Origin of the sequence: Mesorhizobium sp. NZP2298, assembly GCF_013170825.1 — a bacterium.
In the GTDB taxonomy this organism is placed as follows: Bacteria; Pseudomonadota; Alphaproteobacteria; order Rhizobiales; family Rhizobiaceae; genus Mesorhizobium.
In genome coordinates, this window is sequence record NZ_CP033365.1 from 3,628,426 (window position 1) to 3,641,459 (window position 13,034).

Consider the following 13,034-nt stretch of genomic DNA (forward strand, 5'->3'; position numbering starts at 1 on the left):
GGTCAGGCCACCTCGACATTCATGGTGTCCGAGGCGACGTGGCCGTCGAGGAAGCGGATGGTGCGCTCGGCATATTCGGCGACGTCGGCCTCATGCGTGACCATGGTGACGGTCAGGCCAAGCTCCTTGTTGAGCTTCGTCAGCAGTTCCATGATCTCATGCGTGCGGGCGGTGTCGAGGTTGCCGGTCGGTTCGTCGGCGACGAGCAGCGTCGGCCGGGTGACGATGGCGCGCGCGATGGCCACGCGCTGCTGCTGGCCGCCGGAAAGTTCCGCCGGCGTATGATGCTCGCGGCCGACCAGGCCGACCTGGGCGAGTGCTTGCATGGCCAGGTCGCGCCGCTCGCGGGCGGCCACGCCGCGATAGATCAACGGCAGTTCGACGTTTTCGGCGGCCGTGGTGCGCGCGAGCAGGTTGTAGCCCTGGAAGACGAAGCCGACATAGAGGTTGCGCAGCATGGCGCGGCGGTTGCGGTCGAGCCGGCCGGCGTCGACGCCCATGAAGGAGTAGGTTCCGGCCGTCGGCGTGTCGAGGCAGCCAATTATGTTCATCGCCGTTGATTTGCCGGAGCCGGACGGCCCCATGATGGCGACGAATTCGCCGCGCCTGATGGCAAGGTCGACGCCGGCCAGCGCATGGACCTTGGCTTCGCCCTGGCCATAGCTCTTCCAGACCTTGTCGAAGGTAATGAGCGTCGCGCCCGCGGCCACGGCCGTCAGCTCCGCGGCTGCGAGGCGGTGATGACTTGCGCGCCTTCGTCCAGGCCGGACGTGATCTCGGTCAGTTCGCCATCGGTCGAGCCGATCTTGACGTTGACCGGACGCGGCCGGCCGTTCTCCAGCACATAGAGCGTGCGCGAGCCATCGGTCGGGGTCGTCGCCTGACGCTGGCGGTTGCCGCCCGGACGACTCATGCGGCCGGTGAACAGGTCGCTGAAGCTCCAGCCACGCGCGGCCTGCTGCGCCGGGCGGTAGCGGAAGGCGGAGGAGGGCACGGTCAGCACGCCCTTGGCCTCCCTTGTGACGACGGAAACGGTGGCGGTCATGCCGGGCCGCAACAACAGCTCGTTGTTGTCGACCTCGAGCCGCGCATTATAGGTGACGACGCCGTCTGTCGTGACCGAGGCATAGGAGATGTCGCGGATCTCGGCATCGAACGGCCGGTCGGGGAAGGCATCGACGGTGAAACGAGCATGCTGGCCTGTCTTGACGGCGCCGATGTCGGCCTCGTCGACCGCCGCCACCAGTTCCATGTTCCGCAAATCCGCGGCGATGACGAACAGCACCGGCGCCTGCAGCGAGGAGGCTACCGTCTGGCCGGGGTCGACCGAGCGCGTCAGCACGATGCCGTCGATCGGGGCATAGATGGTGCTGTTGGCAAGGTCGGTCTGCTGCGATTTGAGATCGGCATTGGCGATTGCGAGATTGGCCTGGGCGCTGTCGAGCGCTGCCTTGGAGCGGTCGCGCGTCGCGGTTGCCGCCTCGAGCGACTGGTCGGTCGCCATGCCGCGCTTGGTCAGGGCCGCCGCGCGCACCAGCGCGCTTTCGTTCTCGGCCAGCGTCACCGTGGCGTCCTCGACATTGGCGGCGGCCCCTTTCGCGGAAGCCTCGGCCCGTTCGATCTGGACCTGCAGTTTGGCGGTGTCGAGAGCCGCCAGCACGTCGCCTTTCTTCACCTGCTGGTTCTCGTTGACCGAGACCGAGCGTATGATGCCGGAGAGCTGGCTGGAAATGTCGACCTGGGTGAGTGGCTGCAGCGTGCCCGTCGCCGAAACCTGGACGGTCAGGTCGGCCTTGGCGGCCGGCACGGTGGTGTAATCAATCCTGGCGGGCGTGGCCGCGTACCATTGATAGAGGCCAAAACCGGCGGCAAGCACGATCAGGGCCAGCAGCGCATAGAGCCAGCCACGCCGGCGCGTCTTGCGCAGACCTTGTCGGTCGAGCCCAAGCGCCGTCTCGATGGCGGAATCCGATTCCGTCTTTGGCAGATTGACAATCTGGTCCACGTCGGACCCCTATGATGCGTATGTCCCTATCTGTGCACAGATCAGGCTTACCGGTTCAAATATCAAATTAAATTTCGCCCATGTTGGGATTGAGGCAGGAATGCAAACCCGGAATTACTTGCTTTACGATGTGTTTACGACCGAGCGACTGGCCGGAAACCCCCTGGCCGTGGTGTTGGATTGCAAAGGTCTGGATACGGCGGCGATGCAGGCCATCGCGCGCGAATTCAACCTGTCCGAATCGGTCTTTGTGCTGCCGCCCGACAATCCCAAGCACAAAAACCGCATCCGCATCTTCACGCCCGACTATGAAATGCCGTTCGCCGGCCATCCGACGGTGGGATCGGCAATCGCGCTGGCCGAACTAGCGGGTGAGGGCGGGGCCGGCATCTTCGTGCTGGAAGAGAACATCGGCCCGGTGCGCTGCGCCGTCAGCGCGCACGATGGCAACACCTTCGCCGAGTTCGATCTGGCGAAACTGCCGGAACCGCTGAAGCTCGAGGCCGATCCGGAAGCGATCGGGGCGGCCCTTGGCCTGGCGCCGCACGAGATCGGCTTCGAGAATCACCGCGTCTCGTTCTGGTCGGCCGGCGTGCCCTATGTGACCATTCCCGTCGCCAATCTCGAGGCGGCGGGCCGCATCCGGCTGGACAATCAGGCCTGGTCGGAACTGGCGCCGCGCAAGAGCGAATGGGCCTTCGCCAGCCCCTATGTCTATTGCCGCGAGACGGTGAACCACGAAAGCGCCTTTCATGTCCGCATGATCGTGCCCGGTACGCCTTCCTATGAGGATCCGGCGACCGGTTCAGCGGCGGCCGCCTTCGCCGGCGCCATCATGCATTTCGACGGCCCGACGGATGGCATTTCACAGCTGTGGATCGAGCAGGGGCTGGAGATGGGCCGGCCGTCTCGCATCCGCCTGGAGCTCAATGTCGAAGGCGGAAAACTGGCCTCGGCGCGCATTGGCGGTAACGCGGTCAAGGTGGCGGAAGGCAAGCTTTTCGTGTGACCATCTGCGTCACTTCAGCGATTTGTCGGGAAATGATTCCGGCAGGGCTAGACATGACCGATGGTGGCGGCTATATGCCCGCCAACGCCGGTTTTTGCCGGCCGAGTGGGTGCGTAGCTCAGTTGGTAGAGCAGCTGACTCTTAATCAGCGGGTCCACAGTTCAATCCTGTGCGCACCCACCAAATTCCTAGAAGACTTGGTGGAAAGACCCTGAAAAGCGAGACGCGTGTGGCGCGTCTCGGGCCAAATGCTGCGCTTTTCAACCAGCAACGCTATTTCGTGCTCATGATGATCTAATTGCGTGCAAAAATGCGGCTTAGAAATCGGCCGAACCGAAAAGCAATGTTCTTTTCTGCGCTCTCAGCTTCGCTAGCCTCAGTTCCGCCTTTCCCGCCCGAGAAATCGCTGATGAGCCACCAAGAAGAAAACCAGGAAAACAACGAAAATCGCGGTGTCGATCGGGCTGTGGCTGGAGTATCCATCGCGCCGAAGCACAATGGCAAGCACAACGGCAATAGCCACAGCAGCGGCAGCGGGATGGAGTTTTTTCATCCGCCAGATCTATTCGAGAATCGCCGTAGCAGGAAGATGCCACTCCTGCCTGTGACGGGAGCAGCTTCACGGACCCAACCGTAGAAGTCCGAAGCTACTTCTCCGAGACCCCAGCCTCGGCAAAGCTCGCCATTCTCGCATGACACTCCAGCGCCGAGCGCACGATGTTGACGGCGAGGCAGGCACCCGAACCCTCACCGAGCCGCATGCCGAGATCGAGCAGCGGCGGCAGGCCGAGCGCTTCGAGCAGGCCGCGATGGCCCGATTCGGCCGAGACGTGGGCCGCGATTGTGTGGGCCAGCCCTGTCGGGTGCAGCCTTGCCAGCGGGGCCGCGGCGGCGGTGCAGACGAAACCGTCGAGCAGCACGGGAATGCCGAGATGACGGGCGGCGAGTGTGGCGCCGAAGATGGCGGCGAGTTCTCGGCCACCGAGTGCCGCGGCAACCCCCAACGGGTCGGCAAGGGCGGCGGCATGACGCTTCAGGCCGGCTTCGATGGCGACCACCTTGCGCTTCAGGCCGGCATCGTCGACGCCGGTGCCGCGCCCGGTCCATTTTTCCGCGCCCCCGCCGAACAGCGCGGCCGAGATGGCGGCAGCCGGCGTGGTGTTGCCGATGCCCATCTCGCCGAAGCAGATCAGGTCGAGATCTTTCGTCACCGCATCGTAGCCGGCCGACACGGCGGCGAGGAAGGCTTTCTCGTCCATTGCCGGCACTTGCGTGAAGTCGCCCGTAGGATGGTCGAGGTCGAGCGGGATGACATCGAGTTCGGCGCCGGCGATGCGGGCGAGCTGGTTGATGGCGGCCCCGCCGCCGGCGAAGTTCGCCACCATCTGCACTGTCACTTCGGAAGGAAAGGCCGACACGCCCTGCGCGGTGACGCCGTGATTGCCGGCGAAGACGAACACTTTCACGCGATCGAGTTTTGGCATGTCGCGGCCCTGCCAGCGCGCCAGCCATGCGGCGATGGTTTCCAGCCGGCCGAGGCTGCCTTGCGGCTTGGTCAGTGTGTCCTGGCGGCGGGCGACGGCGTTTGCCGCGGTATCGCTGCCAGCCGGGAGGTCAAGGCAGGCGGCGCGCAATTCATCAAGGGATTTGAAGGGCATGGGGGCAAAGTCTCCGGAAGAGAATCAGGTCAAGGGGAATCAGGAAAGCGCGACGGAAGCGACGAGAAGCACGGATATTTCGCTCACTTGCTGCAAGGCGCCGATCGTGTCGCCGGTCTGGCCACCGATCTGGTTGAGGCAAAGGGCGTGGAAGGCGGCAAACAGCAGGCCGAGCAGGATCAGCGCGGCGATGGCGCCGCCGAGCCCAAGCAGCAGGAGAGGGATCGCGCCAAGCACGGCGCCGACGATTGCCGTTTCAAGCGAGACAGTGCCGGCGCCGGCCGAGAGGCCGTCATCGCGCGCCGGAGGCAACAGATGCATGAAGGCGCCCAACACGCCACGCGAGGCCGCGTGGGCGGCAATAAGGGCAAAGAGAGCCTGAGTGGGGTCGACCAGTTGCGACAGTGCGCTCCAGCGGATGAGCAGCGACAGAGCCAGCGCCATGGCGCCATAGGCGCCGATGCGGCTGTCGCGCATGATGTCCAGCTTGCGGCCGCGCGATTTGCCGCCGCCAAAGCCGTCGGCGACATCGGAAAGCCCGTCCTCGTGCAGGCAGCCGGTGGTGACCACCGTTGCGACCAGGGCAAGGGCTGCCGCCGGGCCCATGGCAAGGCCAAACCGTTCCGCCGTGGCAAAGACGATGGCGCCGATCAGGCCGACGACGAGGCCGGCGACCGGCGCCGCCCAGATCGCGGCGGCAAGGCCGCGGCCGCGAAAATCGAGGATGGGCAGAGGCAGGCGGGTGAAGAAGACCAGGCAGAGCGCCAAGTCGTCGAGGATTTGCCGGGGCGAAAGGGTCAAATTCGGGAGCTTCATGCGCCGCCCCTCGCTATCGCATGGAAGAAGGTGCCGCTGACATGACCACGCCGATAGCCGGAGGCGCCGATCGGATTGCCCTGACCATCGGCGAGGTCGGCCAGCGGCTCGTCATTGCCGGTTGCGGTCATCTGCGCATAGTGGAATTCATGCCCCCGGATCAGCGCGCCCTGTGAGCCCAATGGGCAATCGGCGCGCAGCCGCGCCTCGCGGTAGCCAAGATTCATCTTCCGCTTTGCAAAACTGGTGGAATGGCCAAGCAGGCCAAGCATTCCGTGCGTTTCGCCGGAGGCATCCTCCAGCGTCTGGCCAAGCACCATGAAGCCGCCGCACTCGCCATGCACTGGCTTGGTCGCGGCGAAGCGCGCCATTCCGGTCTTGAAAGTCTCCGACGCTGCGAGCCGACCGGCGTGAAGCTCGGGATAGCCGCCGGGCAGCCAGCAGACGTCACAATCCTCGTCGGGCGCTTCGTCGGCGAGTGGCGAGAACGGAACGATTTCCGCGCCCGCCTTGCGCCAACAGCTGGCGACGTGCGGGTAGAGGAAGGTGAAGGCGGCGTCTTCTGCCAGGGCTATCCGCTGTCCGGGCGGCTGCAGCGCCTCGTCGAAGCCGCCTTCTGCCGGGGTGAGGGGCGTTGCCAGCGCCATGACCGCATCGAGGTCGAGCGACTTCTCCGCCATGTCGGCGAGGCGGTCCAGATGCGCCATCAGATCATCATACTCGCCGGCCTGGACGAGACCGAGGTGCCGCTCGGGCAGGTTCAGGGTAGGGTCGCGTAAGATGGCGCCGACGACAGGCAGGCCGATCGCCTCGATCGCGTCGCCGGACAGCCGGCGGTGGCGCTCGCTGCCAAGCCGGTTGAGCACGACGCCGGCCATGCGGACATCCGGATCGTAGGTGGCAAAGCCCTTGGCGACGGCCGCCGCCGTGGTCGATTGTCCGGAAACGTCGAGCACCAAAAGCACCGGCAGGCCGTAGAGCCGGGCGAGATCTGCCGCCGAGCCGGTGCGCCCCGGCGTGGCTGGAATGCCGTCGAACAGGCCCATGGCGCTTTCGAGGATAACGAAGTCGGTGTCGTCGGCCGCCTGTGCGGCGAGCGCATTGAGCAGCGATGGCGGCATGGCCCAGCTGTCGAGATTGACGCCGGACAGGCCCGTGGCAGCCGTGTGGAAGCCGGGATCGATATAGTCGGGGCCGGATTTGGCGCCCCGCACCTTCAGCCCGCGCCGGGTGAGCGCGCGCAGAATGCCGATGGTGACGCTGGTCTTGCCCGAGCCGGAACGCGGCGCGCCGATGATGATCGCGCGGGCCGTCATGCCTTGCCTGCCAGTGCCGCGCGCATGGCGACGATGCCGCCGACAACAATCAATGCCGGCGAGGCAAGGCCGGCGGCGGCCGCTTCCTCGGCGATGGTGGCGAGCGTGGCTACGACGGTTCGCTCCTGCGGTGTGGTCGCGGCGACGATCACCGCAGCCGGGGTCGATGGCGCCAGCCCGCCGTCGAGCAGCGCTGCCGCGATCAGCGGCAGGTTCGCCATGCCCATGTAGACGACAACCGGCTGGCCGGTGCGGGCGATCGCCGCCCAGTCGATGTCGTCGTCGGTGCCGGCGGCGTGGCCGGTCGCCAGGATCACCGCCTTGTTGATGCCGCGCATGGTGGCCGGGATGCCGGTCGCGGCCAGCGCGCTGAGGCCGGATGTCAGGCCGGGCAAAACCCGGAAGGGGATAGCTTCGCGCGCGAGCGCCAGTGCCTCTTCACCGCCACGGCCGAAAATATAGGGATCGCCGCCTTTCAGCCTGACGACGCGGCGGCCTTCGCGCGCCAGCCGCACCAGCAGGGCGGTGATGTCGTCCTGCTTCATCGAAGGCTGGCCGCCGCGTTTGCCGGCGTAGAACAGCTCGGCTGCCGATGCCACCGCCACGACATCGGGTGAGACCAGCGCATCATAGACCAGCGCATCCGCCTCGGCCAAGGCCGCCAGCACTTCCAGGGTCAGGCAGCCGGGATCCCCGGGGCCGCCGCCGGCCAGCCAGACATGGCCCGGCTCAAGCGGACGCGGCTTGAAGTTCAGCCGGGCGAGCGCCTGTTCGAGCGTGGCGTTTTCGCTCTTCTTTTTGATGCTGCCGCTCACAATCCGTCCCGTCCGCGAAAACGCCGCTGATAGTGGGCGTCGTACAATGCACTCTCGCCAAACCCTTCCGCCGCCAGCGAGCGGCCGACGAAGATGATCGCCGTGCGCTCCATCGGATCGGCGGCCAGCTGCGCCTCGATCGTTTCCAGCGTTCCCGTCAGCACGCGCTCATCTGGCCACGAGGCACGGAAGACGATCGCCACCGGACAATCGCCGCCATAGTGCGGCGTCAGTTCGGCGACGACACGGTCGATGGCGTGAATGGCAAGATGGATGGCCAGCGTGGCGCCGGTGCGGCCGAAGCCGGCCAGCGTTTCGCCGGGCGGCATTTTTGAGGCGCGGCCGGAGATGCGGGTCAGCACCAGGCTTTGCGCCACTTCGGGAATGGTCAGCTCGCGCCGCAGCGCCGCGGCGGCTGCGGCGAAGGAGGGAACGCCCGGCGTCAGCGTGTAAGGGATGCCGTGTTTTTCCAGCCGGCGGATCTGCTCGGCCACCGCACTCCAAACCGACAAGTCGCCGGAATGCAGCCGCGCTACATCATGACCAGCCTTGTGGGCCTCGACATAGGCGGCCTCTATCTCGTCGAGCGACATTGGCGCGGTGTCGATCAGTTTGGTCCCGGGTGTGCAGTGCTGCAGCAATTCGGGTGCGACGATGGAGCCGGCGTGAAGGCAGACCGGACAGCTTGCCAGGAGCCTGGCGCCGCGCAGCGTGATGAGGTCGGCCGCGCCGGGACCGGCACCGATGAAATGAACGGTCATGGCGCGTCTCCGCTGATGGCGATGGCGCAGGTGACCGGGCCAAGCACGGTGCGAGGGCCAAGCAGTTTTGCGCCGGCTCCGGCAACGGCAAGGGCTGCCGCTTCGGAAACGGAGGGCGTGCCGGCGAGTTCCTGCGAGAGGCTGGAATGGCTGAGCGTGCCTGGCGAGGCGGCTTGAAGCGCTGCGTCATCGACGATGACAACCGGGAGGTTCAGCGCGCGGCCAGCGCCAGCGATCGCGTCTTCATCCTTCTTGAACGCTGCGGTGGCCAGTGCCGAGAGCGCCGTCATTGCCAGCCCGTGCGCTTCAAGCGCGGTTTCAATCGCGGCAAGCACGTCTTCGACGCCAACGCCTTTGCGGCTGCCGATGCCCGCGACCATCATGGCTTCACCCAGTTCCATTGCGTGACCGGCATTGCCGGCCGCCAGGCCTGCATCGAACCGACCGGCGAGGCGCGCGAAATGTCTATCCGGGTAAGATCGCCGCCCAGTTTCAGGTGCTGGGCGAGAAGCAGCGTTTCCATTTCCAGCGTCACCGCATTGGCGACGAGACGGCCACCTGGGCGCAGCGCCTTGATGGCGGTGTTCAAGACACCGGTGTCGCTGCCGCCGCCGCCGATGAAGATAGCGTCCGGCGTCTCCAGCCCGGCAAGCGCCCTTGGCGCGTTGCCTTCCACCACCACAAGGCCCGGAACGCCGCAGGCGGCGGCATTGCGGTGGATGCGAGCGGCGCGGCTCGGGTCGGCCTCGATGGCAATGGCGCGCATCAAGGGGTGGGCGAGCATCCACTCGATGCCGATCGAGCCTGAGCCGGCGCCGATGTCCCACAGCAACTCGCCGCGCCTGGGCGCCAGCGTCGACAAGGTGACAGCGCGGATTTCGCGCTTGGTGATCTGGCCGTCATGGTCGAACAGATGATCGGCAAGGCCAACCGTGAGCGGCAGCACACGGCCTTGCGGGTTCGAATCAATTTCGATGGCCAGCACGTTGAGCGGATTGATGTTTTCGAGGTCAAAGGCATCGGCGCGTGCCATGTGCTGTTTCTCGTTCGGTCCGCCCAAAGCCTCCAGGACCGTCAGCCGCGATGCGCCGAAATCGAGTTCTGTGAGCAGGCGGGCAATTGCCGCCGGCGCGTTGCCGTCCGACGTCAGTGCCAGGATGCGTGCATTGGGCTGCAGCAGCGGCCGGATCAGGTCGAGCGGCCGGCCATGCAGCGAGACGGTCTCGATATCCTGCAGTGCCCAGCCAAGGCGGGCGGCGGCCAGCGAGACGGCCGACGGCGCTGGGATGACATGCATCTCCCGCAGCTCGACCTTGCGGGCGAGGGTGGCACCGACCCCGTGGAAAAAAGGATCGCCGGAGGCGAGCACGCAGACTTTGCGGCCCACCAGCGCCAGCACGTCAGCCATCCCGGCATCGAAGGGCACCGGCCAGGGGCGCGGCTCGCCCTTGGCGAAGGATGCGACCAGCGCCAGATGCCGCTTGCCGCCGAAGATGAATTCCGCCTTGGCAATCCGCTGCTTGGCCTCGTCGCCGAGACCCGCTAAACCGTCCTCGCCGATGCCGATGATTGTAAGCCATTTTGGCGTTGGCTGTTGTTTTGACATGTCGCGCCGCCCCTCATCCGCCTGCCGGCACCTTCTCCCCGTATAGTGACGGGGAGAAGGGAGTAGTTCCGACGCTGACGCCTCCCTCTCCCCGTTCTTCACGGGGAGAGGGTAAGGGTGAGGGGCAGCGCCGACGCTGTTCGATATGGTGCCCATGAAGAAGATTCTGATCCTCGGCGGCACCAGCGAAGCCCGGCAACTGGCGGGAAAGCTGGCCGCGCGTGCCGATATGTCGCTCACCTTGTCGCTGGCCGGTCGTACCGAAAGCCCGGTCGCGCAGGGCGTGCCGGTGCGCAGCGGCGGCTTTGGCGGCGCCGATGGTCTGGCCGCCTACCTCAAGGAGACCAGCACCGACCTGCTGATCGATGCCACGCATCCCTATGCGGCGCGAATCTCCGCCAATGCCGCGCAAGCGGCGCGAGCGACCGGCGTGCCGATCTTCGCTCTGCGCCGTCCGGGCTGGGAGCCTATTGAAGGCGACCACTGGACTGATGTCGATAGCGTCACCGATGCCGTGCATGCGCTTGGATCGGCACCGCGCCGCGTCTTCCTGGCGCTTGGCCGACAGGAGGTCGCGGCCTTCGAAGCCGCGCCCCAGCACCATTACCTCATCCGCAGCGTCGATCCGGTCGAGCCGAAGCTCGCCGTGCCCGACGCTGACTACCTGCTGGCGCGCGGTCCGTTCCGCGAAGCTGACGAGCGTGTGCTGCTGGAAAGACACAGCATCGATGTTGTCGTGTCCAAGAACAGCGGTGGCGCCGCCACTTACGGCAAGATTGCCGCAGCGCGGGCGCTTGGTGTCGAGGTGATCATGGTCCGCAGGCCGATGTTGCCGGAGGTGCCTTCGGCTGAAACCGTCGAAGCGCTGGCCGCGATTGTCAACCAATTTGGGGCCGATCATTTTGTCGAACCCGATGCCGAACGCGGCGTGTAGACCAGCGCCGGCTTGTCTGCGCGCTTGATGATCCGGGTTTCCGGCGACCCGATGATGATGCAGGTCGCCATGTCGGCCTTTTGCGCGTCGACGTCGGCCAACAGATAAACCTCGATGCGCTCGTCCGGACGGCCGGCGGCGCGGCCGAAGATGACCGGCGTGGTGCCGGGCAGGATCGCGGTCAGGCATTCGAAGGCGCGGCCAAGCTGCCAGGGGCGTGCCTTGCTGATGGGGTTGTAGAGCGCGATGACGAAACCGGCGCCGGCCGCCGCCAGCAGGCGCAGTTCGATCAGTTCCCACGGCTTCAGATTGTCGGACAGCGAGATGGCGCAGAAATCATGGCCGAGCGGGGCGCCGATGCGGGCGGCGACCGCCAGCATGGCGGTGACGCCGGGCACCACGGCAACGTCGACAGCCCGCCATTCAGCCGGGCCGGCCTCGATCGCCTCGCAAACCGCGGCTGCCATGGCAAAGACGCCGGGATCGCCGCCGGAGACGACGGCGACCTCATGGCCCTCGGCGGCCTTGATCAAGGCGTCCTTGGAGCGGGCGAGTTCCTCGCGGTTGTCGGAGGCAACGCGAGTCTGGTCCGGGCGCAGGTCCAGCCGGTCGAGATAGGGCTTGTAGCCATAGAAGAACTTTGCCTCGGCCACGGCGCGGCTTGCTTGCGGCGTGACCTGATCGGCATTGCCGGGTCCAAGGCCGATGACGGTGAGACGGCCGCTCATGCCTGTGCCCCCAGTGCCCCTGACCGGCCGGACCAGCCGGCGACCAGCACGATGGCGAAATAGGGGGCCTTGTCGTCCTGCTTGTCGGCGAGCTTCATCGAGACGCTGCCGGCCATGGTGCCGCGCTCGACATAGACGGCGCGCGTCAGCTTGCCTGTGGCTTCGAGCGCCCGCCTGATCTTGGGCAGGTTGCGGCCGACCTTCATGATAACGGCGGCATCGGTGTCGGCGAGGCGACGCGTCAGTTCGAACTCGCTCATCGTGCCGGGCAAAACCGTCAGCACGTCATCGCCCTGGACGATCGGCACACCGGTCTGCGACCAGCAGCCGGACATTGCGGTGACGCCGGGGATGACTTCCGTGGGGAAGCGATGAGCAAGGCGCACATGCAGATGCATGTAGGAGCCGTAGAACAGCGGGTCGCCCTCGGACAGGACGGCTACCATCCTGCCGGCTTCGAGGTGTTCTGCGACCTTTTCGGCCGACTCCTCGTAGAAACCGGTGATCTGCGAGCGGTAATCGTCGTGATTCTTGTCGATTTCGGTGGTCACGGGATAGAGCAGCGGCAGTTCCAGCATGTCCGGCCGGAAGCGCGCTTCGACGATGGCGCGCGCGTTGCTGTTGTTGCCGCGCTTGGCGAAATAGGCGACGACATCGGCCTCGGCCAAGGCCCGCGCGGCCTTCAGCGTCAACAATTCTGGATCGCCGGGACCGGTGCCGACGCCGACAAGTCGGCCTTTGGGGAGCGCGTTCACAGGCCGGGCCTCGCCAATGAATTGAGCGCGGCGGCGGTCATGGCGCTGCCGCCAAGTCGGCCACGCACAATGGCATAAGGCACGCCATAGGAATTCTCGGCCAACGCATCCTTGGATTCGGCAGCACCGACGAAGCCGACTGGCATGCCGATGATGGCCGCCGGCTTCGGCGCGCCGTCGCGCAATTTTTCCAGCAGGTAGAAAAGTGCTGTCGGCGCATTGCCGATGGCGACCACCGAACCGGCCATGCGCTCGCCCCACAGGTCGATCGCGGCGGCCGAACGGGTGTTGCCGATCGCCTTGGCGATGTCGTGCGTGCGCGGATCGCGCAAGGTGCAGATCACCTCGTTGCCGGCCGGCAGACGAGCGCGGGTGACCCCATGCGCAACCATTTCGGCATCGCAGAAGATCGGCGCGCCGGCAGCGAGTGCCTTGCGTGCGGCTGTGACGAAATCAGGCGAGAAAACAAAATGGCTTGATGCTTCGACCTGGCCGCAGGCATGAATCATGCGGATGGCGACATCGGACTCGGCGTCCGAGAAGCGCTTGAGGTCGGCCTCGGCGCGGATAATGGCGAAGGAGCGCTCATAGATCGCCGTGCCGTCGTGGATGTAGTCGTAGGCGGCCATGC

The 13,034-nt window shown here is 66.0% G+C and carries 15 protein-coding genes and 1 tRNA gene; 4 read left to right on the top strand and 12 right to left on the bottom strand.

Annotated features, from left to right (window positions below; genetic code table 11):
* Positions 1–2: 2 nt before the first annotated feature.
* Both EB231_RS17545 and EB231_RS17550 read right to left on the bottom strand, forming a co-directional pair.
* The gene (locus tag EB231_RS17545) at positions 3–710 is read right to left on the bottom strand and encodes an ABC transporter ATP-binding protein (RefSeq protein ID WP_140775901.1); all 708 of its coding nucleotides are present in this window, start codon (positions 708–710) and stop codon (positions 3–5) included.
* Positions 711–715: 5 nt separating this feature from the next.
* Positions 716–2,005 carry an efflux RND transporter periplasmic adaptor subunit gene (locus tag EB231_RS17550; protein WP_172349954.1) on the bottom strand — a complete coding sequence of 430 codons (1,290 nt, stop codon included), beginning with the start codon at positions 2,003–2,005 and terminating at the stop codon, positions 716–718.
* A 100-nt stretch (positions 2,006–2,105) separates the two neighbouring features.
* On the opposite strand from EB231_RS17550, the gene EB231_RS17555 reads away from it, so the two are divergent.
* From EB231_RS17555 to EB231_RS17565, 3 genes are all read left to right on the top strand, one after another.
* Positions 2,106–3,014, top strand: a complete 909-nt coding sequence (locus EB231_RS17555; RefSeq protein ID WP_172349956.1) for a PhzF family phenazine biosynthesis protein — start codon at positions 2,106–2,108, stop codon at positions 3,012–3,014.
* Between the two features lie 107 nt (positions 3,015–3,121).
* Positions 3,122–3,197 (top strand) — tRNA-Lys (locus EB231_RS17560).
* 226 nt (positions 3,198–3,423) lie between these two features.
* Positions 3,424–3,651: a hypothetical protein gene (locus tag EB231_RS17565; protein ID WP_172349958.1), complete on the top strand. Its 228-nt coding sequence runs from the start codon at positions 3,424–3,426 to the stop codon at positions 3,649–3,651.
* A 10-nt stretch (positions 3,652–3,661) separates the two neighbouring features.
* On the opposite strand, the gene cobT is transcribed toward EB231_RS17565, so the two are convergent.
* From cobT to cbiE, 7 genes are read right to left on the bottom strand one after another with little or no spacing between them, the layout of a single operon-like run.
* The gene (gene cobT / locus EB231_RS17570) at positions 3,662–4,672 is read right to left on the bottom strand and encodes a nicotinate-nucleotide--dimethylbenzimidazole phosphoribosyltransferase (protein ID WP_172349960.1); all 1,011 of its coding nucleotides are present in this window, start codon (positions 4,670–4,672) and stop codon (positions 3,662–3,664) included.
* 39 nt (positions 4,673–4,711) lie between these two features.
* Positions 4,712–5,488: an adenosylcobinamide-GDP ribazoletransferase gene (gene cobS / locus EB231_RS17575; protein WP_172349962.1), complete on the bottom strand. Its 777-nt coding sequence runs from the start codon at positions 5,486–5,488 to the stop codon at positions 4,712–4,714.
* Positions 5,485–6,804, bottom strand: coding sequence for a cobyrinate a,c-diamide synthase (locus EB231_RS17580; RefSeq protein ID WP_172349964.1), 1,320 nt, complete (start codon positions 6,802–6,804; stop codon positions 5,485–5,487). Before EB231_RS17580 ends, cobS begins: the two co-directional genes overlap by 4 nt.
* Positions 6,801–7,619 (bottom strand): uroporphyrinogen-III C-methyltransferase, encoded by an 819-nt coding sequence (gene cobA / locus EB231_RS17585; RefSeq protein ID WP_172349966.1) that lies wholly within the window; start codon positions 7,617–7,619, stop codon positions 6,801–6,803. Before cobA ends, EB231_RS17580 begins: the two co-directional genes overlap by 4 nt.
* Complete coding sequence (gene cobM / locus EB231_RS17590) at positions 7,616–8,380, bottom strand: precorrin-4 C(11)-methyltransferase (protein WP_172349968.1); 765 nt, start codon at positions 8,378–8,380, stop codon at positions 7,616–7,618. The genes cobA and cobM overlap by 4 nt, the downstream gene beginning before the upstream one ends.
* On the bottom strand, positions 8,377–8,763 hold the full coding sequence (locus EB231_RS17595) for a cobalamin biosynthesis protein (protein WP_172352946.1): 387 nt from the start codon (positions 8,761–8,763) through the stop codon (positions 8,377–8,379). The genes cobM and EB231_RS17595 overlap by 4 nt, the downstream gene beginning before the upstream one ends.
* Entirely contained in the window at positions 8,760–9,986 is a 1,227-nt protein-coding gene (cbiE, locus tag EB231_RS17600; protein ID WP_172349969.1) for a precorrin-6y C5,15-methyltransferase (decarboxylating) subunit CbiE, read from the bottom strand. The genes EB231_RS17595 and cbiE overlap by 4 nt, the downstream gene beginning before the upstream one ends.
* A gap of 154 nt (positions 9,987–10,140) precedes the next feature.
* Between cbiE and EB231_RS17605 the strand changes: the two genes are divergently transcribed.
* On the top strand, positions 10,141–10,920 hold the full coding sequence (locus tag EB231_RS17605; RefSeq protein ID WP_172349971.1) for a cobalt-precorrin-6A reductase: 780 nt from the start codon (positions 10,141–10,143) through the stop codon (positions 10,918–10,920).
* Here the strand turns inward: EB231_RS17605 and EB231_RS17610 are convergent.
* From EB231_RS17610 to EB231_RS17620, 3 genes are read right to left on the bottom strand one after another with little or no spacing between them, the layout of a single operon-like run.
* Complete coding sequence (locus tag EB231_RS17610; protein ID WP_172349973.1) at positions 10,884–11,648, bottom strand: precorrin-3B C(17)-methyltransferase; 765 nt, start codon at positions 11,646–11,648, stop codon at positions 10,884–10,886. The genes EB231_RS17605 and EB231_RS17610 overlap by 37 nt on opposite strands.
* Complete coding sequence (locus tag EB231_RS17615; protein ID WP_172349975.1) at positions 11,645–12,403, bottom strand: precorrin-2 C(20)-methyltransferase; 759 nt, start codon at positions 12,401–12,403, stop codon at positions 11,645–11,647. The genes EB231_RS17610 and EB231_RS17615 overlap by 4 nt, the downstream gene beginning before the upstream one ends.
* Positions 12,400–13,032 carry a precorrin-8X methylmutase gene (locus tag EB231_RS17620; protein WP_172349977.1) on the bottom strand — a complete coding sequence of 211 codons (633 nt, stop codon included), beginning with the start codon at positions 13,030–13,032 and terminating at the stop codon, positions 12,400–12,402. The genes EB231_RS17615 and EB231_RS17620 overlap by 4 nt, the downstream gene beginning before the upstream one ends.
* Positions 13,033–13,034: the final 2 nt, after the last annotated feature.

What these genes read in the sequence shown, in the direction of transcription:
- cbiE (WP_172349969.1), bottom strand. Translation starts at nt 9,986, where the DNA reads ATGTCAAAACAACAGCCAACGCCAAAATGGCTTACAATCATCGGCATC.
- EB231_RS17620 (WP_172349977.1), bottom strand. Translation starts at nt 13,032, where the DNA reads ATGGCCGCCTACGACTACATCCACGACGGCACGGCGATCTATGAGCGC.
- EB231_RS17565 (WP_172349958.1), top strand. Translation starts at nt 3,424, where the DNA reads ATGAGCCACCAAGAAGAAAACCAGGAAAACAACGAAAATCGCGGTGTC.
- cobM (WP_172349968.1), bottom strand. Translation starts at nt 8,380, where the DNA reads ATGACCGTTCATTTCATCGGTGCCGGTCCCGGCGCGGCCGACCTCATC.
- EB231_RS17555 (WP_172349956.1), top strand. Translation starts at nt 2,106, where the DNA reads ATGCAAACCCGGAATTACTTGCTTTACGATGTGTTTACGACCGAGCGA.
- cobT (WP_172349960.1), bottom strand. Translation starts at nt 4,672, where the DNA reads ATGCCCTTCAAATCCCTTGATGAATTGCGCGCCGCCTGCCTTGACCTC.
- cobS (WP_172349962.1), bottom strand. Translation starts at nt 5,488, where the DNA reads ATGAAGCTCCCGAATTTGACCCTTTCGCCCCGGCAAATCCTCGACGAC.
- EB231_RS17610 (WP_172349973.1), bottom strand. Translation starts at nt 11,648, where the DNA reads ATGAGCGGCCGTCTCACCGTCATCGGCCTTGGACCCGGCAATGCCGAT.
- EB231_RS17595 (WP_172352946.1), bottom strand. Translation starts at nt 8,763, where the DNA reads ATGATGGTCGCGGGCATCGGCAGCCGCAAAGGCGTTGGCGTCGAAGAC.
- EB231_RS17580 (WP_172349964.1), bottom strand. Translation starts at nt 6,804, where the DNA reads ATGACGGCCCGCGCGATCATCATCGGCGCGCCGCGTTCCGGCTCGGGC.
- EB231_RS17605 (WP_172349971.1), top strand. Translation starts at nt 10,141, where the DNA reads ATGAAGAAGATTCTGATCCTCGGCGGCACCAGCGAAGCCCGGCAACTG.